Consider the following 20,119-nt stretch of genomic DNA (forward strand, 5'->3'; position numbering starts at 1 on the left):
CTGCCAGGCCATCCTGCGATTGCTGTGAACAGCACGAGGTGCAAAAGCATGAAAGGTTTTCGAGGGTTGCTGGCCGCTGTCCTGGCCACTTGCGGATTGTTGGCGTCACCCGTTCCGGCGCTGGCCGCCCAGGCGCCGATCCATTTCGCCGACCTGAACTGGGAAAGCGGCAGCCTGATCACCGATATCCTGCGGATCATTGTCGAAAAGGGCTATGGCCTGCCGACCGACACGCTGCCGGGCACCACCATCACCCTGGAAACCGCTCTGGCCAACAATGACATTCAGGTCATAGGCGAAGAGTGGGCCGGGCGCAGTCCGGTGTGGGTCAAGGCCGAGGCCGAAGGCAAGGTCGCCAGTCTCGGCGACACGGTCAAGGGCGCCACCGAAGGCTGGTGGGTGCCGGAGTACGTGATCAAGGGCGACTCGGCCAAGGGAATCAAGCCCATGGCGCCGGATCTGCGCAGTGTCAGCGATCTGCCCAAATACAAGGACGTGTTCAAAGACCCGGAGGCGCCGAACAAGGGGCGCTTCCTCAACAGCCCCATCGGCTGGACCTCGGAAGTGGTCAACAAGCAGAAGCTCAAGGCTTATGGGCTGGACGACAGCTACGTGAATTTCCGCAGCGGTTCAGGGGCGGCACTGGACGCGGAGATCAGTTCGTCGATCCGCCGGGGCAAACCGGTGCTGTTCTATTATTGGTCACCGACGCCATTGCTCGGGCGCTTCAAACTGATTCAGCTGGAAGAGCCGCCGTTTGATGCCGAAGCCTGGAAAACCCTGACCGACGCCGACAACCCGAACCCGAAACCTACCCGGTCGCTGCCTTCGAAGCTGTCCATTGGCGTGTCGTCGCCATTCCAGAAGCAGTACCCGCAGATTGCCGAGTTTTTCACCAAGGTTGATTTTCCCATCGACCCGCTGAACAAGGCGTTGGCCGAGATGAGCGAAAAACACACCGCACCGCGTCAGGCGGCGGAAGATTTCATGAAGAAACATCCGGATGTGTGGAAGGCCTGGGTGCCCAAGGATGTTGCAGACAAGGTGGCTGCCGAGTTGAAGTGATGTGGCGAATGTTCAACCGCCTTCGCGAGCAGGCTCGCTCCCACATTGGATCTGTGGCGTTCACGAATCCCCTGTGGGAGCGGGCCTGCTCGCGATGCTTTTAGAACCGAGTCTGCACCGCCAGCTCAAAAGTCCGCGGCGTACCCAAATAATAAGCCGGCGACACATGGGCGAACTCGGCATACACCTCGTTGGTCAGGTTCCGGACCCGCCCCGTGATGGTGGTGTGTCGGTCGACCTTGTAACTGAGAAACGAGCCGTACAGCGTGTACGACGGTACGGTCATGGTGTTGGCGCTGTCGGCAAACACCGACGCCACGTAACGTGCATCTACACCTCCCTGCCATTGCGGCGCGAAATCATAGGTCAGCCACAGATTGCCGACGCGATCCGGCACGTTGGTCGGTGTGTTGCCCTTGCGTGAAACCACTTGGCCAGCGGCGTTCTTTTCGGTGAATTCGTCGTACCGGGCATCGACCCAGGCGAAGTTGCCTTCGGCCAACAGCTTGTCGGTGATCCGCAGCGAACTGGCCACTTCGATGCCTTTGGACGTTTGCTGGCCCACTGGAATGCTCAGGGTCGGGTCCAACGGATCGGTCACCGCGAAGTCCTTGCGCTCGATCGTATAGGCCGCCACCGTCGCCGCGCCGCGACCGTCCAGATAATCGAACTTGCTGCCGACCTCCCACTGCTTGCCGGTGGACACGTCGAAGTCTTGCGTGCCATTGGGTTGCTCGGCTGCCGTGCTGTATTGCGCGTAGACGTTCGCCGAAGGCAGGATCTGATAAGTCAGGCCGATCCGCCCGGTCACCGGCTCCCAGCTGCGCTTGAGGTGCCGGGGATTGCTGGTGGTCACGACGCGATGGTTGGTCACGTCCAGGTCGATGTCGTCATAGCGCAGGCCAGTGAGCAACGACAGCTTTTCGGTGAGTGCCAGGCGATTCTCGACGAACAGAGCCTTGGTGGTGACCTCGTTGGTCTTGTCGCTGACGAAACCCTGTCGCGTGCCCGGAATATCGTAGAAGTGCCCCGGTTCATAGTTATCCGGATCCACGCTGCTGGCCCCTTTGACGTTCAAGGGTGAGTTTGTGGTCTGGTTGACCTTGTATTCGAAACCGCCGGACCAGGTGGTCGTCAACCCCAGCAGGGTGTTGTCGTGACGCAGTTCGAACTGGTTGCCGTTCTGCTCGCCCTGATGCCGCACCTGATACGCCGTGGAGCGGTTCACTGCCGTGTTATCCGCGTTGTACTGGTAAGTTTCCAGGTTGCGGTAATCGCGCTGGCTGTCGAGGTGGTAAAGCATGTTGCGCAGGGTGGTGCTGTCGTTGATCCGGTAGTCGATGATCGAGCGCACCCAGATCGTCCGTTGTTCGTAACGGCCGTCCTCGACGTTGTAGTTGTTGAAGCGATTGTGTTTGTCGATTTTCAGTTCCCCGACCTTGGGATTGAGCACCGGGGTACCCCAGTAGGGACTGTCTTCGTGCTCGTCCTGGTATTCCAGGGCCAGGGTGTGGGACAGGTCCGGCGTCAGGTCGCTGAGCAGCGAGAACGCCATGCTCCAGGCATCGCGTTCCTGGCGGTCAATATAGCCGTTGCCGGTGTTGTGGCTGACATCGAGGCGGGCATAGTGCTGCACGTCCGCGCCGGCCTCGCTCAGGGCGTGATTCAGTCCGAACGCGGTTTCGCTGGTGTCGTAGGTGCCGTAGCTGACCCGGCCTGCAAGCGCCTGTTCTTCACGGGTCGCCAGTTTGGTCACGTAATTCAGCGAACCGCCCACGGAGCCGGCGCCATTGATCAGCGATGACGGGCCGCCGACCAGTTCCACCCGATCATAAATCCATGAATCCACTGGTCGTGCCAGTCCGCCGGACACGTTCACGCCGTTGAACATCTGGGTGATCTGGCTGCTGGTGAAGCCCCGATAGGAGACGAAGCCACCGAAGCCCGGCGGTGCGCTGGCGTTGACGCCGGGCAGGGTGTTGGCGGCGTCCTGGAAGTTCTGTGCGCCGTGGCGCTCGATGTCGTTGCGGTTGGCGATGGCCACCGAGGCCGGGGTATCCCGCACGCTCAAGCCCAGGCGCGAGGCCATACCGCTGGACTGGTCCAGGTTCAAGCCGGGTTCGGCGTCTTGTTCGCCATCAATGGTGATCGGTGCGAGATCGACCGTGGATTGTGCCCAAGCGGTAACGGACAGGCAGCCGAACAGGCTTGCCAGCAAAGGGCGGGTCACTACAGAAAAACGTGTCATTGATGAATCCTGAATTCTTGGCAAGCAAACAGCGCACACGCAAACGCCTCGCGTTGGCGAAGTGGGCTGATCGGTAGAGGCAAAGAGATTCAGGCGAGCGGTGGCGCGCGCGGATTGGCTGAGGGCCAGGTGAAACGGGCAGGGAGGTCGGCACTGGCAATCGGTGCCAATGGCGGGCTGTGTTGTTCGGGAAGGATCGCCAGGGTCAGGCTGGAGTTGAACGCGGGCCCCATGCCCCCGCTGGAGCACAACGGACAGCCGAACGCCTTGGACAGCGTCGGCAATTGTTCCTGGGAAGGGTTGGTCGAAACCGGTGCCTGGGTGCTCGGGTCGACCGCACAAAACTGGCCGCCGATGCCATTGAGCTGCATTCCGACCATTTGCCCGTGACCGATGCTGCAGGCGAACACATTGAGCAGAACGCAGCAGTAGAGCGTCCAGGCCAGCAGTGAGCGATCGGTGCGGGAGAATTTCATGGGGCGGCACTTTACTCCTCCGCCGACCGGTCGTGCACGTCAAAAAATGCCGACTAGGATGATTCTGACCCAATCTCTTTCAAGGATCTTCAACCATGACCTTTGCGTTGGCTCAATGGCTGGTGACGATATTTGCAGCGATCAGTTTGGTGCACGTTTATTGGGCGTTGGGTGGTGAATGGGCGACGGTGGCGGCCGTGCCGCAAATACCGGTGGAGGGCGGTGTGCGGTTGCAGCCAGCCTTCAAGCCGCGAGGCTGGATCACGCTGCTGGTGGCTGCGGCCTTGTCGGTGATTGCCCTGTTGGTGTGTTTGCGGGTTGGCTGGTGGCTGCCGCAGGTGGAACACAAAGCGTTGCAGTGGGTGATCAGCGCGATTGCGATATTGCTGTTCGCCCGGGCGATCGGGGATTCGGAGCTGGTGGGGTTTTTCAAGGAGGTCAAGGATTCACGGTTTGCCCGGTGGGATACCTGGGTTTATTCGCCGTTGTGTGTGGTGTTGGGAGCGGGGTTATTGGCGGTGGCCTGGGTTTGAGTTGCCTCGACTGACGCCTTCGCGAGCAGGCTCGCTCCCACAATGGATCGCACATGACCTGTGGGAGCAAGCCTGCTCGCGAAGAGGCCGGTCCAAACAACGCAAGCTTCTGAACTTAACTCCCGCTTTCCGTACGCCGGCTGCTGACCTCCGCCGGCACATCATCTCCGGCCATGCGCTTGCGGAACAGCGCCGCCCGCGCCAGCAGCAACGTCGTCACCGGCACGGTGATCGCCAGCAAAATCGGAATCAGCCAGGCGTGCAACACCGGCGCGGACTTGAGTGCCGAAAAGTAGATGATCGACGCCAGCGCCACGCACCAGGCACCCAGGGTCGAAGCCAGGGCCGGTGGGTGCATGCGCTGGAAGTAGTCTTTCATCCGCACCAGGCCGATGGCGCCGATCAACGCAAACAGGCTGCTGAGCACCAGCAGGATCGCCACCGGGATTTCCACCCACAAGGACAATTCGGCATTCATTCGATCACCTCGCCGCGCAGGAGGAATTTCGCCAGGGCAAACGAGCCGACGAAACCGAACAGGGCGATCAGCAGCGCCGCTTCGAAGTAGGTGTCACTGGCATAGCGAATACCCAGCGCCAGCATCATCAGCATGGCGATGATGTACAGGTAGTCCAGCGCCAGAACCCGGTCCTGGGCCGACGGGCCCTTGAACAGGCGGATCAGGGTCAGGATCATCGCCACGGAAAACAGGAACAGGCTCAGCAGGATCGCGTTCGACAGCAAGGCGCTCATTCGAATATCTCCATCAACGGGCGCTCGTACGTCGCCTTGAAGTGCTCAATGAACGGCGCTTCGTCCTCCAGATCGAAGACGTGCAGCAACAGAATGCTGCGGTCCAGCGCCAATTCAGACCAGACCGTGCCGGGCACTACCGTGCAGATCATCGACAGCGTCGCCAGGCCATTGGCATCGCGCAGGTCCAGCGGCACCTTGATGAACCGTGAACGCGGCGGGCGGCGGCCGGCGTTGAGCACGCCCCAGGCCACGGCGACGTTGGACACGAGCACATCGCGACCGACCACCAGGAACAGGCGCAGGATCACCCCCGGCCGGCGAATGCGGATCGGCAGCGGACGCAACTTGCGCATCATCAACGGCGCACAGAAGCCCAGTGCAGCGCCCAACAGCAAGTTGCCGGGGGTCATCGACAAATTCAGCAGCAACCACAGCATCCACAGGGCCAGCGACAGCCACGGCGCGGGAAACAGGCGCTTCATGGTTGCACCTCCAGCATCGCAGCCTTGGCTTCAGGACTTGGCACAGCCCGGGTGCCGAGCACAGCCATCACATATTGCTGCGGGTTGTTCAAGGCATCGGCGGCGGCCTGGGTGTAGCGCAGCAACGGCTCGGCCTTGAACGTCAGCGCAATGCTCAAGGCCAGCAGGACGAAGATCGGCACGCATTCCAGGCGTCGCAGCACTGGCGATGGCCGTTCTGCCGGCGTCCAGAAACGCTGGATGCCCAGGCGCGAAAAGGCCACAAGCGAGGCCAGGCCAGAGAGGATCAGCAAGGCGAGCAAACCCCACGCTCCGTTCGAGATCGGTGCTTCATGGCCCAGGCCCAGCGGGTTGAGCAGGGCGCTGAGCAGGCCGAGTTTGCCAATGAACCCGGAGAGTGGCGGCATGCCAACGATCAGCAATGTGCAGGCAATGAAGCTCAGGCCGAGAAACGCCATGGTCCAGGGAATCACCTGGCCGACCACGGCTTTCTGATCGTCGTCGAGGTTGATGCCCTTGACCGGCGCCGACGACTCCAGTGGTCGTGGCAGCATTTCGTTTTCATCTTCCAGCGGGATCTCGCTGGCCGAGCGCGAACGCTCGATCAACTCGGCCAGCAGGAACAGCGCGCTCAAGGCCAGGGTCGAACTGACCAGATAAAACAGCGCCGCACCGATCAGGTTGGGCTGGGCGAAACCGACGGCCGACAAGAGAATCCCCGCCGACACCAGAATGCTCAAACTGGCCATGCGCTCCAGGCGTTGCGCGGCGAGGATCGCCACCGCAGCGCAGGCGATGGTCATCAGGCCGCCGTAGATCAGCCAGTCGCCGCCGAAATACGCCGATGCTCCGGCCTGACCGGAGAACAGCAGGGTCCACAGGCGCAGGAAGGTATAGACACCCACCTTGGTCATGATTGCGAACATCGCCGCCACCGGTGCGCTCGCCGAGGAATACGCCGGCACCAGCCAGAAGTTCAGCGGCCACATCCCGGCCTTGGCCAGGAACGCTACCGCGAGAATCCCCGCGCCGGCGTGCAGCAGCCCGCGGTCGGCCTGCGGCACCAACGGGATTTTCAGCGCCAGGTCAGCCATGTTCAAGGTGCCGGTGACGCCATAGATCAGCGCCGCGCCGATCAGGAACAAGGTCGAGGCCAGCAGGTTGATCGAGATGTAATGCAGCCCCGACGACACCCGCGCGCGGCCCGAACCGTGCAGCATCAAGCCATAGGACGCGGCCAGCAGCACTTCGAAGAACACGAACAGATTGAACAGGTCGGCGGTGAGGAACGCGCCGTACAGGCCCATCAACTGGATCTGGAACAGCGCATGGAAGCTCGAACCGGCGCTGTCCCAGCGCGCCATGGCGAACAACAGGGCGCTGACGCCGATGATCCCGGTCAGCACCAGCATCAGCGCCGACAGACGATCGACTACCAGCACCAGGCCGAACGGCACTTGCCAGTTGCCCGGCAGGTACACGCCGATGGAGCCGGGCACGCCGGTGGTCTGCGTCCATTGCAGCAGCAAAATGGAGATGCCCAGCCCCAGCAGGCTGGAGAACAGGTTGATTTTGGCTTTGAGCGGCCGGTGCTTTTCGCCGAGCATCAGCATGATGGCGGCGGTCAGCAACGGCAGCAGGATCGGTACCGCGATCAGGTGCGTCATCGGATTCATTCTTTAGGTTCCCGGCCATCCACATGGTCGGTGCCGGTCAGGCCCCGGGAGGCCAGCAAGACCACCAGGAACAACGCGGTCATGGCAAAACTGATGACGATCGCGGTCAATACCAGCGCCTGGGGCAGCGGGTCGGTGTAATGCAGCAGATCCTGCGGCACGCCGTCCTTGATGATCGGCTCCTTGCCGATGAACAGGCTGCCCATGCTGAAGATGAACAGGTTGACGCCATAGGACAGCAGGCACAGGCCCATGACCACCTGGAACGTTCGTGGCCGCAGGATCAGCCAGACGCCGGACGCGGCCAGGACGCCGATGGCGATTGCGATGACTTCTTCCATCAGACGGCCTCCTTGATGGCGACGGGTTTGGGTTGCGCGGCGGTCTTGTGACCCCGCACCGACTGGTGGGCGAGGGCGGTGAGGATCAGCAGCGTCGAACCGACCACCACTGCGTACACGCCAATGTCGAAGAACAATGCGCTGGCCAGGTGAATGTCGCCCAGCAACGGCAGATCGAGATGCCAGGTGTGGGTGGTCAGGAACGGATAACCGACCGCCATCGCACCGAGACCGGTGACCGTGGCGAACAACAGGCCGGTGCTCATCCAACGCAACGGCCGCAGGCTCATCTGCGCCTCGACCCACTGGGTGCCTGCCACCATGTATTGCAGGATGAACGCCACCGACATCACCAGCCCCGCGACAAAGCCGCCGCCCGGCAGGTTGTGCCCGCGCATGAACAGGTAGAACGACACCACGAAGGCAATCGGCAACAGCAGGCGCACCAGCACTGCCGGGACCATCATGAAGCCGAGTGCGGTGTCGCTGGCATGACGCGGGTTGACCAGGTCGGTGACCACGTCGGGCGCTAGCAAGCGCTGCTGGGCCGGCAGTTGCAGGCTTTCTTTCGGCGGGCGGAAACGACGCAACAGGGCGAACACGGTCAACGCCACCGCCACCAGTACGGTGATTTCGCCGAGGGTGTCGAAACCACGGAAGTCCACCAGCATCACGTTGACCACGTTGCTGCCGCCGCCCTCGGGCAGGGCGCGGCTCAAGTAGAACGAGGAAATATCGTTCGGCGTCTGGCGCGTCAGCATCGCGTAGGCCAGCAATGCCATGCCGCCACCGACCACGGTCGACAGCAGCAAGTCGCGGATCCGCCGGATGCGCGCCTTGCGCAGGCTGCTCGGCAACGGCGAAACCTCTTCGATCCGCCGTGGCAGCCAGCGCAGGCCCAGCAGGATCAGCACCGTGGTCACCACTTCGACCACCAGTTGCGTCAAGGCCAGGTCCGGTGCCGAGAACCAGACGAAGGTCACGCAGGTCATCAGGCCGCAGACGCTGACCATGGTCAGGGCGGCGAGTCGGTGATACTTGGCTTGATACGCGGCGCCCAGCGCACAGGCAATCGCCAGCAGCCACAGGATGACGAACACGATCGACCCCGGAATCTTCGGCCGGTCGCCCCAGTGCAGGCTGCTGTGCAGCATCGGGATCAACCCGGCCAGTACGGCGGCGAGCACCATCAAAAACAGTTGGGTTTGCAGGCGCCGGGTGCTGATCCGCCGTTCCAGGCGACGGGCCAGGCGCATCTTGATCACCAGGACGCGCTCGAACAGACGCTTGCCATTGAACCGGCCAATCAGCGGCGGGTAGTGGAAGCGCCCGCGCTTGAGTTGTTTGCGCAGCAGCAGATAAAGGACGATGCCGCCGGACATGGCGATCAGGCTCATGATCATCGGCGCATTCATGCCGTGCCAGATCGCCAGGCTGTATTCGGGCAGCGTGCCACCCACCACCGGCAACGCGGCGGCGGCGAGCAGCGGGCCGACCACTTGCGCCGGGAAGATCCCGACCACCAGGCAGGTGAACACCAGCAACTCGACCGGTGCACGCATCCAGCGCGGTGGTTCGTGCGGCGTGTGGGGCAGGTCGGTGGCGGTGGGGCCGAAGAACACGTCCACGGTAAAGCGCAGGGAATAGGCGACGCTGAACGTCCCGGCGATGGTCGCGACGATTGGCAGGGTCGTTTCGATCCACGCCGTGGCATTGATGAACACGGTTTCGGCGAAGAACATCTCTTTCGACAGGAAGCCGTTGAGCAATGGCACGCCGGCCATGGAGGCGCTGGCGACCATGGCCAGGGTGGCGGTGAACGGAATCAGCTTGAACAGACCGTTGAGCCGGCGGATGTCCCGGGTGCCGCTTTCGTGGTCGATGATCCCGGCGGCCATGAACAGCGAGGCCTTGAACGTGGCGTGGTTGAGGATGTGGAACACCGCCGCCACTGCCGCCAGCGGGCTGTTCAGGCCCAGCAGCAGGGTGATCAGGCCCAGGTGGCTGATGGTCGAGTAGGCCAGCAGGCCCTTGAGGTCGTTCTGGAACATCGCGCAGTACGCGCCGAGCAACAGGGTGCAAGCCCCGGCGCCGCTGACGATGTAGAACCATTCTTCACTGCCGGACAGCGATGGCCACAATCGCGCGAGCAGGAATACCCCGGCCTTGACCATGGTCGCCGAGTGCAGATAGGCCGAGACCGGTGTCGGTGCCGCCATGGCGTGGGGCAGCCAGAAGTGGAAGGGGAATTGCGCGCTTTTGCTCAGGGCGCCAATCAGGATCAGGGGCAACAGGATGGGGTAGAGGGCATGTGCACGAATCAGATCGCCGGCGGCCAGGACCTTGTCCAGGTCATAGCTGCCGACCACATGGCCAAGCAGCATGACCCCCGCCAGCAGGCACAAACCACCGGCTCCGGTGACCATCAGCGCCATGTACGCGCCGCGCCGCGCATCGGCGCGGTGGTGCCAGTAACCGATCAACAGGAACGAGAAGAGGCTGGTCAGCTCCCAGAAAAACACGATCTGGATCAGGTTGCCGGAGATCACCAGCCCGAGCATGGCGCCCATGAATGCCAGGAAAAACGCGAAGAAGCGTGGCACCGGATCGTCCGGCGACATGTAGTAACGGGCGTATAGCGAAACCAGGGTGCCGATGCCCAGCACCAGCATCGAAAACAGCCAGGCGAAACCGTCCATGCGCAGGACGAAGTTCAGGCCCAGGCTCGGCAGCCAGAAGAATTCTTCACGAATGACGCCGCCATGGGCGATTTGTGGGTACAGGAGGGCGACCTGGACGGTGCCGATCAGGGCAACCAGGCCAGCCAGCAGCGATTCGGTGTTACGCGCGTTGTGTGGCAGCACCGCTGCCAGACAGCTGCCTATGAAAGGCAGAAGCAGTAGAACTATCAAGGACATAGGCTTCTAATCTGCGGAAGTTTGTGAAGCATCATACGTGCCAGCTCCCGGATCACCAAACGCCAAGCTGTCGCAGAATCCTACAAGGTAGACGGAAAATCCTTGTTTAACATTGTTTCAAAGGTGTGTGTTCGGCAGGTCCGGCCCCATCGCGGGCAAGCCTTGCTCCCACTGGGTTTGTGTTGATTGTAATTTTTGTGAGCCACACAGCACCTGTGGGAGCAAGGCTTGCCCGCGATGGCGTCAGACCTCACACCAGAAATGCCACGATTTAACCTTGCGTCTCACGCTCCAACGCTTCATCAGCCGCAGCACTTTTACCCTTGGTCTTCAACTCACTGACAATCACCGCCGCCACAATCAACCCGGCCCCCAGCAATGCAATCGCCGGCAAGCGCTCCCCGGCGATCCGCCCGACAATCCCGGCCCATACCGGCTCACCGGCGTAGATCAAGGTGGCGCGGGTTGGTGAAACACTTTTCTGCGCCCAGTTCATGGCCACCTGAATCGCTGCACTCGCCGCGCCCAGCCCCAGGGCGCTGCACAGCAGCAGCCAGGAAAAGTCTGGAATGCGTTCCTGGGTCGGCACCACCATCAGGAACGATAGCAGCGAAGTGACCGCCAGTTGCACCACGGTCACCCGCTTCACATCGACTTGACCGGCGAAGTTGCTGATCAGGATGATCTCCGCGGCAATGGCGATGGCACTGATCAGGGTGGCAATTTCACCGGGGCTGAAATTCAACGCCGCGCCGGAGGGCCCCGACAGCAGCATCAAGCCGGTAAACGCCAGCATGATCCCGATGCTCGGCATCAACCCCGGGCGACGCCCCAGCACCAGCCATTGCAGCAATGGCACGAAAGGTACGTACAACGCGGTGATAAACGCCGACTGGCTGCTGGGAATGCTTTGCAGGCCCACCGTCTGCAAACCGTAGCCCAGCATGATCGCCACGCCGATAAAGGCCCCGGCCTTGAGTTCGAACAGGGTCAGTTCCCGCAGGCTGCGCCAGGAGAACAGGGCGACGAGGCACGCGGCGGCGGCAAAGCGCAGGCCGACGAAGAACATCGGTCCGCTGACGGTCATTGCATGCTGTACCAGCAAAAAGGTCCCGCCCCAAACCATGGTAATCAGCACCAGCACGCACTCAGCCTTGCTGAGCCGCAGGAAACGGGAGGTAGCCTGGGAGGAGTTCACCGACGTCATGATCTTGCACACTATTTGAGGGGGACGCACAATGCGCCGGAAGTTGGGCAGTATACTGCGCAACACCACCAAGTGAGCAATATAGTGCACAAAGATTCCACGCAACGGGCTTCGGTCCTGCAGCACGTCAGCCAGAACGTTCGCCGTTTGCGCCATGCCGCGGACATGAGCCAGACCGCCCTGGCGGAAAAGTCCGGCGTCAGCCGGCGCATGCTGGTGGCCATCGAGGCCGGTGAAAAGAACGTCAGCCTGACCACCCTCGATCGCGTGGCCGAGGCTTTGGACGTGGCGTTCAGCGACCTGATCCAGGCTCCTGACGTGCGTGACCATAGCCGCATCAACGAACTGGCCTGGGCCGGGACGATTCCCGGCAGCAAAGCCGTATTGCTGGCCAAGGCCAATGCCAGCCGTGAAGTCGAACTGTGGGAATGGCGCCTCGAACCGGGCGAGCATTACCCGTCGGAGCCGGATGCCGATGGCTGGAGCGAACAGTTTTATGTCTTCGAAGGTTGCCTGACCCTGATGGTTGGCGATGTACCGCACCGCATCAGCGCCGGCGAGTTTTTCATGTTCGCCAGCAACCAGCCCCATTCCTATCGCAACGATGGGCCAGTGGCGGTGCGGTTTGTGCGCAACGTGGTGATCTGAACTGTTGGCCCATCAACACGGGATAAACACTTTGTGTTTCTGAAGCTGTAAGTGTTTCTCTAATTATTCTTTAACTTGTTGAAAAATAACGAATTTAAGTTTCGGCACGACTCCTGCAGAAGCTCAGGGAATTCATTCCCCAAGCTACGGAGTGCCGTTTGATGGCCCGTGAAATTCGTCTCAACGCTTTTGACATGAACTGCGTCGGCCACCAGTCGCCGGGGCTGTGGGCGCACCCGCGGGATCGTTCGTGGCAGTACAAGGACCTCGAATACTGGACCGATCTGGCGAAAATCCTCGAGCGTGGCAAGTTCGACGGTTTGTTCATTGCCGATGTGCTGGGCATTTACGACGTCTATAACGGCAACGGCGATGCGGCGATTCGTCAGGCGGCGCAGGTGCCGGTCAATGATCCCCTGCAATTGATCCCGCCGATGGCACTGGTCACCGAACATCTGGGTTTTGGCCTGACCGCGTCGCTGTCGTTCGAGCATCCGTACCCGTTCGCCCGGCGCCTGTCGACCCTCGATCACCTGACCAAGGGCCGCGCAGGCTGGAACATCGTCACCTCGTATCTGGAGAGCGGCGCGAAGAACCTCGGGCAGAAAGCCCAGACCGAACACGATGCCCGCTACGACTTCGCCGAGGAATACCTGGAGGTTTGCTACAAGCTGTGGGAAGGCAGTTGGGAAGAGGGCGCGATCCTGCGCGACCGTGAGCGTCGGGTGTTCAGCGATCCGGGCAAAATCCACGAGATCCGGCACGTCGGCAAGCACTTCCAGGTGCCGGGCATTCACCTGTGCGAGCCTTCTCCGCAACGCACACCGGTGCTCTATCAGGCCGGAGCATCGAGTCGCGGCAAGCAGTTCGCCGCCGAACATGCCGAGTGCGTGTTCGTCGCCGCGCCGTCGAAAGTGCTGCTGAAGAAAACCGTCGCGGACATCCGCCGTCGCGCCGCCGAAGCCGGGCGCGATCCGTCGAAAATCCTGATCTTCAACCTGCAAACGGTGATCCTCGGCGAGACCGACGCCAAGGCCAAGGCCAAGTTCGAGGAATACAAAACCTGGGTCAGCTACGAAGGCGCCATGGCGTTGATTTCGGGATGGACCGGGATCGATTTCAGCCAGTTCAAACCGGATGAACCGCTCAAACATGTGCACACCAATGCCATTCAGTCGGCGGTCGAGGCGTTCTCCACGGCGGATCCGAACAAGGTCTGGACGCCCAACGAACTGGCGGACTGGGTGGGCATCGGCGGCTTTGGCCCGCTGTTCGTCGGCAGCCCTGAAACCGTCGCCGACCTGCTGCAGGAGTGGGTCGAGGACACCGATGTGGACGGCTTCAACCTGGCTTACGCGCTGACCCACGAAACCTTTGTCGATGCCGTGGAACTGCTGGTTCCGGAGTTGCAGAAGCGCGGGGTGTACAAGACCGACTATGCGCCGGGGACTTTGCGCGAGAAGTTGTTCGGGGAAGGGCCGCGATTGCCCCGGATTCATCCCGGGGCAGGCTATCGCGATCTGGCGGGGTTGCGGGAGCAGGAGAAAAAAGTGGTGTCTGCGTAGTACCTGGAGCACTCCACAAATCCCTGTGGGAGCGAGCCTGCTCGCGAAAGCGGTGTATCGGTCGACATCGATGTTGACTGTGACGACCTCTTCGCGAGCAGGCTCGCTCCCACAAGGAGGCATCGGTGTTTTTGATATTGCGTCCACGCACATGACACAGGCGCAGGTGAGCTTCCAGAATGCGGGTCAAAACATTAACGTGGCAGCTACCCAGGCAAACACGGATCAGTGAGAACGGCATGAGTGAAACTCCAAACGGACAGCCGACCGACATCATCCGGCACGCAGACATCCTGATCGTCGGCGGCGGTCTCAGCGGCACGATGCTGGCGGCGCAACTGCTGCGCCTGCCGGGTCGTCGCCAGGTGCTGGTGATCGAACCCCGCGCCGAACTTGGTCGGGGCGAGGCCTACAGCGCCGTGGAGTTGGGCCATACGCTCAATGGCAATGCGGCGCGCATGAGCGTCGACCCGGACAACGCCGACGACCTGACCCAATGGCTGGGCGAATACATCGCCGCCGGTGGCTGGCCGGAGTCGGACGAGCAGCATGTGCCGGTCAGTGAACTGTTCCCGCCTCGGGGGATTTTCGGCCTGTACGTGCAGCAGCGTCTGGCCGAAGCGAAAGCGGTGGGCGCGTTGAACGGTTCGACGGTCGAGCATGTGCGAGCCGAGGTGGTAGATCTGCAAACTGAAGCGCAGGCGGTGCGATTGACCTTGAACGATGGCCGGCATTTGCAGGGTGCCTTTGCTGTGCTCGCCACGGGCATGTTCCCCGCCGCCCGAACGCCGCAGACCCAATCCAGTGGCTTGAACGCCGCCGCACTCGACCCATGGGATGTGGCCGCGATGCAGCAGCTTGATCCGCAATCGACGGTGCTGATCATCGGCTCGGGCCTGACCATGGTCGATGCCGTGGTGTCGCTGGAGCAGGCCGGGCATCGCGGGCCGATCGAGGTGTTTTCCCGTCATGGCTTGCTGCCCCATGTGCGGCGCCAGCCACCCGCCTGGGTGGATTTCCTCGCCGAGGATCACAGCATTCGCACACCCCGTCAGTTGGTGCGCGAACTGCGCCGGCATTGCCGTGACGCGATCGCCGGGGGCATCGATTGGCAGGCGCCGCTGGACACCGTGCGGGCGCACATCGGCCGCTTGTGGAATCAGGCCACCGACGTGCAGCGTCGCCAGTTCGTGCGGCATGTGCGGCCGTGGTGGGAAAGCCATCACCACCGTTCGCCGCCCTTGAGCGCCGAACTGGTAGAACGCCTGCACGGGGAAGGGCGGTTGCGGATTCAGGCGGCGTCCTTCAAGGGGCTTGAGCCTTCCCCAGGCGGTGAAGTGAGCATTCGCATTCGTCGTCGGGGGGAGGCTGAAACCGTTGTCGTCAGCGGCGCGGCATTGATCAACTCCAGCGGCATCGAGTACGACTGGCGTCGGGTTGCGCGGCCGTTGCCACAACAGTTGCTGGCGCGCGGGTTGATCAAGCCGGGGCCGTTGGCATTGGGGATTGCTGCTGAGGTGGACGGTGCGGTGCTGGATGCCGATGGCCAGGCCGCCAGTCGGTTGTTTGCCATGGGGCCGCCGTTGCGGGGGATGTGGTGGGAGAGTACCGCTGTCACCGATGTGGCCAGTCAGGCCAAGGCATTGGCTGTGCGTTTGGTGGCGTCTTGCGCATAGTCGTTATCGAGAGGGGTGATCCTGTTCAGCGGGGTGTGTTGGCGCTGAGCCAACGCTGTTTGATTTGCTCCAGGCGCCCGTCGCGGTTCATCTCATCCAGCGCCTGTTGCCAGCGTTCGATCTGGCGTACATCGGTCTGCAGGGAAAAAGCGATGTAGCTGGCTTGCTGCATCAGTGGCATCTGATAGTGCAATTGGCTGGGGGCCAACCCTTCTTCGCGGGCAATGGTGGCGAGGGACAGGGTATCGGCCACGACAAAATCGGCACGGCCCACCCGCGCCAAACGCATCATCTGTTCTGGCGTTTCGACGCCATACAAATTGTTCAGACCCTGTTTCTGCAAGTAGCTATAGGCCAGCCATTTTCGTGGCACGGCGATGCGGCCAAGTTTGCCGGCTTCCAGCAAACTGCGCACCGGCGGCCGGGCGCTGTCGGCGGAGTACAGCGCGGTTTCCACTTCCAGCAATGGCCCGACCCACTGGTACTGGCCATCGCGTTCGGCGGTGCGCAATACGGTGAAGACCCCGGTCGCCGGTTCAGTGCTGGCGACATGCAAGGCTCGCAGTAACGGCAATTGTTGCAAGTTCAAATGATCGCCGGTGCGTTCGGCCAAGGCCTGCACCACATCCACGCCGAATCCCACCAGTTGGCCACCTTGCTGGAAATGCAGGGGCGGGTGGTTGTCGGTGAGCAGGGTCAAATCGGCCGCGAGCGCATTCAGCGTCAGGAAATACAGCAGGCAACCGGCCAAGCGCTTCATGAATCGTCCTTGATGAAGTGAAGCGCGAATACTAGTACGGGCACAGTGCCACTGTCCCGGACTATCTCCGGGGCTTTTGTGTCAGAGATGAGGATTTATAGGGATAGGGTTGTTGTAATACCTGTGGGAGCGAGCCTGCTCGCGAAGGCAAAGTGTCAGGCGACAACATTGTCGGCTGGACGTCCGTCTTCGCGAGCAGGCTCGCTCCCTCAGTGGATATCAGTTGTGAGGGAGATCGTGATCAATAACGCTGATATTTCGAACCGAATTCGGCACGGTTTTCGGCGACGACTACACCATTGATCGCTGCGTTGCCCGGAATCGAGGCAATGCGCTCACGCCGTTCCTGCAAACGATCCGATCCGCCTTCGGCGACACGATTCTCGATCAGGCGATCGGAGCCACCCTCGGCGACGCGATTTTGTTGCAACCGGTCCGAACCGCCTTCGGCCAGCAACGCCTGGGCAGTGCTTGGGGCGGCAACACTAGGGGTGTTGGCCGATGCCAGGTTCGACAGGCCAAGACCGCCCACCAATGCCAGGCCGAGTGCCAGGGACGAAACTTTCGAGAAGTTGAACATGGGAAATTCTCCGTGCGCTTAAGTAGTGAGTGGTCAGTAGCCTGTGCTAGCTGGTGGTCACAGTTAAACGCCGGGGTGTATCGCTGATGTGTGCCTGAACGGTGCGAAATCGGCTGTTGCGTATCAGGATGGGGTTCCTATACAGACGGATACAAAACACCTCGGGAAATGCTCATGCCTGGGCATCGAGCATTTGCACCGGATAGGAAAACACATAGCCCTCGCTGCGCACGGTCTTGATGTAGGTCGGCTCCCGGGAATCATCCTTCAATCGTTGCCGCAGGCGGCTCACCAGCAAGTCGATGGAACGATCGAACAGGTCGGCGTCGCGGCCCTGGGTCAAATTGAGCAACTGGTCGCGGCTCAATACCCGTTGCGGGTGATCGAGGAATACCCGCAGCAAGCGGTATTCGGCGCCGCTGAGGGCCACCAGGGTGTCGTCCTCGTCCAGCAAGTGCCGGGCGGTGGTGTCCAGGCGCCAGCGGCCGAAACCCAGCATGCGGCCACTTTCGGTGATCAGCAAATTGGGCGGCAGCATCCGGGTGCGGCGCAGCACGGCGTTGATCCGCGCCAGCAGTTCGCGGGCGGCGAAGGGTTTGGTCAGGTAGTCGTCGGCACCCATTTCCAGGCCAAGGATGCGGTCGGTTTCATCGTTGCGCGCGGTGAGCATGAGGATTGGCGTGGCTTTGTGCTTGCCCGAGCGCAACTCGCGGCACAGCACCAGGCCGTCATCGCCGGGGAGCATGATGTCGAGCACGATCAGGTCGACCTGGTTGGCTTCCAGAAAACTGCGCATTTGCCGGCCATCGGCAACCACGGTGGTGCGCAAGCCGTTTTTCTTCAGGTAGTTGCCGACCAGTTCGCGAATTTCGCGATCGTCGTCGACGATCAGGATGTGGTTGACGTGGTCCATGGTCGATCCCTTGTATTCGTTGGCGTACACACCTGTAGGAGCGAGCCTGCTCGCGAAAAACGTCAGGGCGACGCGTTCATTCAGACAGCACGCGTTATCGTAACGTCCATCGCGAGCAGGCTCGCTCCTACCAAAGCTATCAGGCCACCACTCGATAACACGGCACATACGCCGCGCCACCGGGCAGCTTCATCCGGTGCTGGGCGACGAAGGCCTTGAGCAGTTGATCCAGCGGTTGCATGATCGCCGCGTCGCCACGGATCTGGTAAGGCCCGTGTTGTTCGATCAGGCGGATGCCCTTGTCCTTGACGTTGCCGGCGACGATGCCGGAGAACGCGCGGCGCAGATTGGCGGCCAGTTCGTGGGCCGGCAGGTCGCGGCTCAGTTTCAGGTTGGCCATGTTTTCGTGGGTCGGATCGAACGGGCGCTGGAAGCCTTCGTCGATTTTCAGCAGCCAGTTGAAGTGGAACGCGTCGTTGCGCTCGCGGCGGAACTGTTTGACCGCCTTGAGGCCGGCGGTCATCTGCCGGGCGACTTCCGCCGGATCGTCGATGATGATCTGGTAGTGCTTTTTGGCCGCTTCGCCCAGGGTCGCGCCGACGAAGGCGTCGAGTTGCTCCAGGTACGGCGCGGCATGTTTCGGCCCGGTGAGGATGACCGGGAAGGGCAGGCCTTCGTTGCCCGGGTGCATCAGGATGCCGAGCAGGTACAGGAATTCTTCGGCCGTGCCGGCGCCGCCCGGGAAGATGATGATGCCGTGGCCCACGCGGACGAAGGCTTCCAGGCGTTTTTCGATGTCCGGCAGGATCACCAGCTCGTTGACGATCGGGTTCGGTGCCTCGGCGGCAATGATCCCGGGTTCGGTCAGGCCCAGGTAACGGCCGCCGTGGATACGCTGTTTGGCGTGGGCGATGGTGGCGCCTTTCATCGGGCCTTTCATCACGCCGGGACCGCAGCCGGTGCACACGTCGAGGCTGCGCAGGCCCAGTTCGTGGCCGACTTTCTTGGTGTATTTGTATTCTTCGGTGTTGATCGAGTGGCCACCCCAGCACACGACGATCTTCGGCTCGACGCCGGGGCGCAGGGTGCGGGCGTTGCGCAGCAGATGAAACACGTAATCGCTGATGCCCTGGGAGGTGCTCAGGTCAATGCGTTGGCTGTCGAGTTCGTTTTCGGTGTAGACGATGTCGCGCAGGGCGCTGAACAGCATTTCCCGGGTACTGGCGATCATTTCGCCGTCGACGAAAGCGTCGGCCGGGGCGTTCAGCAGCTCCAGGCGTACGCCACGGTCTTGTTGGTGAATGCGGATTTCGAAGTCCTTGTAGGCTTCGAGGATGGTCTTGGCGTTATCGACATGGGCGCCGGTGTTGAGGATGGCCAGGGCGCACTGGCGGAAGATGTTGTAGGTGCTGCCGGATCCGGCTTCGCTCAGTTGCTGGACTTCCCGTTGGGAGAGTGTTTCCAGGCTGCCTTTCGGGCTGACCGAAGCGTTGATTACTTGTCGTTGGGTCATTCAATGATCCTTAAAACGATGACATTCGCGCAGAAACAACGAATGGCATCCGAATGGTGTGTATCCATGAAAGAAGATGGCACGAACTGCGCGGTCTTGCCATGTCCCCCGTTTGACGATGAACAGATGAAAAGGAGCCCCAGCATAGCTAAATCCCTCGCAGAGGCGATAATGGCCCGCGCTTTTTGTGCCCCGCGAGACTTTTTATCATTGAAGTAAGGAAACCCGACGTAATGTTCGAAATCCAGCCGATGAACGCCGAAACCTATCGGCAACAGACGCGGCGCAGCACGCTGGTGATCGCCTTGATTTTCCTGGCGCTGGCGATGGTGCTGTCGACCATGGCGGTGGCGTTGTTCGGTACGCCTGGCGGGGACAATCTGCGTTTCAACATCGGCGGCGTGTTTGCCGCGGTGCTGGTGATGGCGGCGCTGATGCGCAAGGTGTTCTGGACTCAGGCATGGATGGCGCCGGCGGTCTACAGCTGGCAGCTCAAGCGCAGCCTGATGAGTGTCACTAACGTCATGCATCACGTCACGGCCGCGGTGGAAGCGGGTGATCCGAGCGCCATGAAGCTGTTGCGCTTCTATCACCTCGGGTTGAGCCAAATGCACCAATTGGACGGGAACTCCAGCGATCATGGGCAATTGCGCCGGGAAATGGAGCGGCACGAGGCGCGAATGCAAGCGCTGGGCATCGAAACCGATCAGAGCCGTCTGGATCCTGCATGGCTGGAGGCGGTGAAGCAGGCGCGGACCTGAG

19 protein-coding genes are annotated in these 20,119 nt (G+C 61.6%); 6 read left to right on the top strand and 13 right to left on the bottom strand.

Annotation, left to right across the window (positions count from 1 at the left end):
• Positions 1 to 48 precede the first annotated feature (48 nt).
• The gene (locus BJ917_RS11450) at positions 49 to 1,065 is read left to right on the top strand and encodes an ABC transporter substrate-binding protein (protein ID WP_121103394.1); all 1,017 of its coding nucleotides are present in this window, start codon (positions 49 to 51) and stop codon (positions 1,063 to 1,065) included.
• Between the two features lie 100 nt (positions 1,066 to 1,165).
• Here the strand turns inward: BJ917_RS11450 and BJ917_RS11455 are convergent, their stop codons facing one another.
• Positions 1,166 to 3,313: a TonB-dependent siderophore receptor gene (locus tag BJ917_RS11455; RefSeq protein ID WP_121103395.1), complete on the bottom strand. Its 2,148-nt coding sequence runs from the start codon at positions 3,311 to 3,313 to the stop codon at positions 1,166 to 1,168.
• Positions 3,314 to 3,402: 89 nt separating this feature from the next.
• Complete coding sequence (locus tag BJ917_RS11460) at positions 3,403 to 3,789, bottom strand: DUF2946 domain-containing protein (RefSeq protein ID WP_096510265.1); 387 nt, start codon at positions 3,787 to 3,789, stop codon at positions 3,403 to 3,405.
• Positions 3,790 to 3,884: 95 nt separating this feature from the next.
• On the opposite strand from BJ917_RS11460, the gene BJ917_RS11465 reads away from it, so the two are divergent.
• On the top strand, positions 3,885 to 4,322 hold the full coding sequence (locus tag BJ917_RS11465; protein WP_096510266.1) for a DUF3995 domain-containing protein: 438 nt from the start codon (positions 3,885 to 3,887) through the stop codon (positions 4,320 to 4,322).
• Positions 4,323 to 4,437: 115 nt separating this feature from the next.
• Here BJ917_RS11465 and BJ917_RS11470 read toward each other — a convergent pair whose 3' ends face one another.
• From BJ917_RS11470 to BJ917_RS11500, 7 genes are all read right to left on the bottom strand, one after another.
• Positions 4,438 to 4,800 carry a Na+/H+ antiporter subunit G gene (locus tag BJ917_RS11470; RefSeq protein ID WP_096510267.1) on the bottom strand — a complete coding sequence of 121 codons (363 nt, stop codon included), beginning with the start codon at positions 4,798 to 4,800 and terminating at the stop codon, positions 4,438 to 4,440.
• Positions 4,797 to 5,075 carry a K+/H+ antiporter subunit F gene (locus tag BJ917_RS11475; RefSeq protein ID WP_096510268.1) on the bottom strand — a complete coding sequence of 93 codons (279 nt, stop codon included), beginning with the start codon at positions 5,073 to 5,075 and terminating at the stop codon, positions 4,797 to 4,799. The genes BJ917_RS11470 and BJ917_RS11475 overlap by 4 nt, the downstream gene beginning before the upstream one ends.
• On the bottom strand, positions 5,072 to 5,560 hold the full coding sequence (locus BJ917_RS11480; protein WP_096510269.1) for a Na+/H+ antiporter subunit E: 489 nt from the start codon (positions 5,558 to 5,560) through the stop codon (positions 5,072 to 5,074). Before BJ917_RS11480 ends, BJ917_RS11475 begins: the two co-directional genes overlap by 4 nt.
• Positions 5,557 to 7,236, bottom strand: coding sequence for a monovalent cation/H+ antiporter subunit D (locus BJ917_RS11485; RefSeq protein ID WP_121103396.1), 1,680 nt, complete (start codon positions 7,234 to 7,236; stop codon positions 5,557 to 5,559). Before BJ917_RS11485 ends, BJ917_RS11480 begins: the two co-directional genes overlap by 4 nt.
• Positions 7,233 to 7,577 carry a Na+/H+ antiporter subunit C gene (locus tag BJ917_RS11490; RefSeq protein WP_007986256.1) on the bottom strand — a complete coding sequence of 115 codons (345 nt, stop codon included), beginning with the start codon at positions 7,575 to 7,577 and terminating at the stop codon, positions 7,233 to 7,235. The genes BJ917_RS11485 and BJ917_RS11490 overlap by 4 nt, the downstream gene beginning before the upstream one ends.
• Positions 7,577 to 10,495 (bottom strand): monovalent cation/H+ antiporter subunit A, encoded by a 2,919-nt coding sequence (locus BJ917_RS11495; RefSeq protein WP_096510271.1) that lies wholly within the window; start codon positions 10,493 to 10,495, stop codon positions 7,577 to 7,579. The genes BJ917_RS11490 and BJ917_RS11495 overlap by 1 nt, the downstream gene beginning before the upstream one ends.
• A gap of 271 nt (positions 10,496 to 10,766) precedes the next feature.
• On the bottom strand, positions 10,767 to 11,792 hold the full coding sequence (locus tag BJ917_RS11500) for a DMT family transporter (RefSeq protein WP_096510272.1): 1,026 nt from the start codon (positions 11,790 to 11,792) through the stop codon (positions 10,767 to 10,769).
• Here BJ917_RS11500 and BJ917_RS11505 point away from each other — a divergent pair.
• The 3 genes from BJ917_RS11505 (at position 11,787) to BJ917_RS11520 (ending at position 15,591) form a co-directional block, all read left to right on the top strand.
• Positions 11,787 to 12,350 (top strand): helix-turn-helix domain-containing protein, encoded by a 564-nt coding sequence (locus BJ917_RS11505; RefSeq protein WP_096510273.1) that lies wholly within the window; start codon positions 11,787 to 11,789, stop codon positions 12,348 to 12,350. The two genes, BJ917_RS11500 and BJ917_RS11505, sit on opposite strands and share 6 nt — an antisense overlap.
• A 161-nt stretch (positions 12,351 to 12,511) precedes the next feature.
• On the top strand, positions 12,512 to 13,915 hold the full coding sequence (locus BJ917_RS11510; RefSeq protein WP_121103397.1) for an LLM class flavin-dependent oxidoreductase: 1,404 nt from the start codon (positions 12,512 to 12,514) through the stop codon (positions 13,913 to 13,915).
• Positions 13,916 to 14,154: 239 nt separating this feature from the next.
• The gene (locus tag BJ917_RS11520; protein WP_121103399.1) at positions 14,155 to 15,591 is read left to right on the top strand and encodes an FAD/NAD(P)-binding protein; all 1,437 of its coding nucleotides are present in this window, start codon (positions 14,155 to 14,157) and stop codon (positions 15,589 to 15,591) included.
• A gap of 25 nt (positions 15,592 to 15,616) precedes the next feature.
• Here the strand turns inward: BJ917_RS11520 and BJ917_RS11525 are convergent, their stop codons facing one another.
• From BJ917_RS11525 to ppnN, 4 genes are all read right to left on the bottom strand, one after another.
• Entirely contained in the window at positions 15,617 to 16,351 is a 735-nt protein-coding gene (locus tag BJ917_RS11525) for an ABC transporter substrate-binding protein (protein ID WP_121103400.1), read from the bottom strand.
• Positions 16,352 to 16,592: 241 nt separating this feature from the next.
• Positions 16,593 to 16,931, bottom strand: coding sequence for a hypothetical protein (locus BJ917_RS11535; protein WP_096510277.1), 339 nt, complete (start codon positions 16,929 to 16,931; stop codon positions 16,593 to 16,595).
• Between the two features lie 172 nt (positions 16,932 to 17,103).
• Positions 17,104 to 17,844, bottom strand: a complete 741-nt coding sequence (locus BJ917_RS11540; RefSeq protein ID WP_121103402.1) for a response regulator — start codon at positions 17,842 to 17,844, stop codon at positions 17,104 to 17,106.
• A 139-nt stretch (positions 17,845 to 17,983) separates the two neighbouring features.
• On the bottom strand, positions 17,984 to 19,357 hold the full coding sequence (gene ppnN / locus BJ917_RS11545) for a nucleotide 5'-monophosphate nucleosidase PpnN (RefSeq protein WP_096510279.1): 1,374 nt from the start codon (positions 19,355 to 19,357) through the stop codon (positions 17,984 to 17,986).
• A 233-nt stretch (positions 19,358 to 19,590) separates the two neighbouring features.
• Between ppnN and BJ917_RS11550 the strand changes: the two genes are divergently transcribed.
• Positions 19,591 to 20,118: a DUF3087 domain-containing protein gene (locus BJ917_RS11550; protein ID WP_121103403.1), complete on the top strand. Its 528-nt coding sequence runs from the start codon at positions 19,591 to 19,593 to the stop codon at positions 20,116 to 20,118.
• The last annotated feature ends 1 nt before the right edge of the window (position 20,119 follow it).

This window comes from Pseudomonas sp. WPR_5_2 (genome assembly GCF_003634475.1).
Classification (GTDB): domain Bacteria; phylum Pseudomonadota; class Gammaproteobacteria; order Pseudomonadales; family Pseudomonadaceae; genus Aquipseudomonas; species Aquipseudomonas izuensis.

Excerpts from the sequence above, each read along its gene's own strand:
- BJ917_RS11520 (WP_121103399.1), top strand. The coding sequence starts at position 14,155 with ATGAGTGAAACTCCAAACGGACAGCCGACCGACATCATCCGGCACGCA.
- BJ917_RS11485 (WP_121103396.1), bottom strand. The coding sequence starts at position 7,236 with ATGAATCCGATGACGCACCTGATCGCGGTACCGATCCTGCTGCCGTTG.
- BJ917_RS11480 (WP_096510269.1), bottom strand. The coding sequence starts at position 5,560 with ATGAAGCGCCTGTTTCCCGCGCCGTGGCTGTCGCTGGCCCTGTGGATG.
- BJ917_RS11550 (WP_121103403.1), top strand. The coding sequence starts at position 19,591 with ATGTTCGAAATCCAGCCGATGAACGCCGAAACCTATCGGCAACAGACG.
- BJ917_RS11535 (WP_096510277.1), bottom strand. The coding sequence starts at position 16,931 with ATGTTCAACTTCTCGAAAGTTTCGTCCCTGGCACTCGGCCTGGCATTG.
- BJ917_RS11525 (WP_121103400.1), bottom strand. The coding sequence starts at position 16,351 with ATGAAGCGCTTGGCCGGTTGCCTGCTGTATTTCCTGACGCTGAATGCG.
- BJ917_RS11465 (WP_096510266.1), top strand. The coding sequence starts at position 3,885 with ATGACCTTTGCGTTGGCTCAATGGCTGGTGACGATATTTGCAGCGATC.
- BJ917_RS11460 (WP_096510265.1), bottom strand. The coding sequence starts at position 3,789 with ATGAAATTCTCCCGCACCGATCGCTCACTGCTGGCCTGGACGCTCTAC.
- BJ917_RS11495 (WP_096510271.1), bottom strand. The coding sequence starts at position 10,495 with ATGTCCTTGATAGTTCTACTGCTTCTGCCTTTCATAGGCAGCTGTCTG.
- ppnN (WP_096510279.1), bottom strand. The coding sequence starts at position 19,357 with ATGACCCAACGACAAGTAATCAACGCTTCGGTCAGCCCGAAAGGCAGC.
- BJ917_RS11490 (WP_007986256.1), bottom strand. The coding sequence starts at position 7,577 with ATGGAAGAAGTCATCGCAATCGCCATCGGCGTCCTGGCCGCGTCCGGC.
- BJ917_RS11510 (WP_121103397.1), top strand. The coding sequence starts at position 12,512 with ATGGCCCGTGAAATTCGTCTCAACGCTTTTGACATGAACTGCGTCGGC.
- BJ917_RS11470 (WP_096510267.1), bottom strand. The coding sequence starts at position 4,800 with ATGAATGCCGAATTGTCCTTGTGGGTGGAAATCCCGGTGGCGATCCTG.
- BJ917_RS11450 (WP_121103394.1), top strand. The coding sequence starts at position 49 with ATGAAAGGTTTTCGAGGGTTGCTGGCCGCTGTCCTGGCCACTTGCGGA.
- BJ917_RS11455 (WP_121103395.1), bottom strand. The coding sequence starts at position 3,313 with ATGACACGTTTTTCTGTAGTGACCCGCCCTTTGCTGGCAAGCCTGTTC.
- BJ917_RS11475 (WP_096510268.1), bottom strand. The coding sequence starts at position 5,075 with ATGAGCGCCTTGCTGTCGAACGCGATCCTGCTGAGCCTGTTCCTGTTT.
- BJ917_RS11540 (WP_121103402.1), bottom strand. The coding sequence starts at position 17,844 with ATGGACCACGTCAACCACATCCTGATCGTCGACGACGATCGCGAAATT.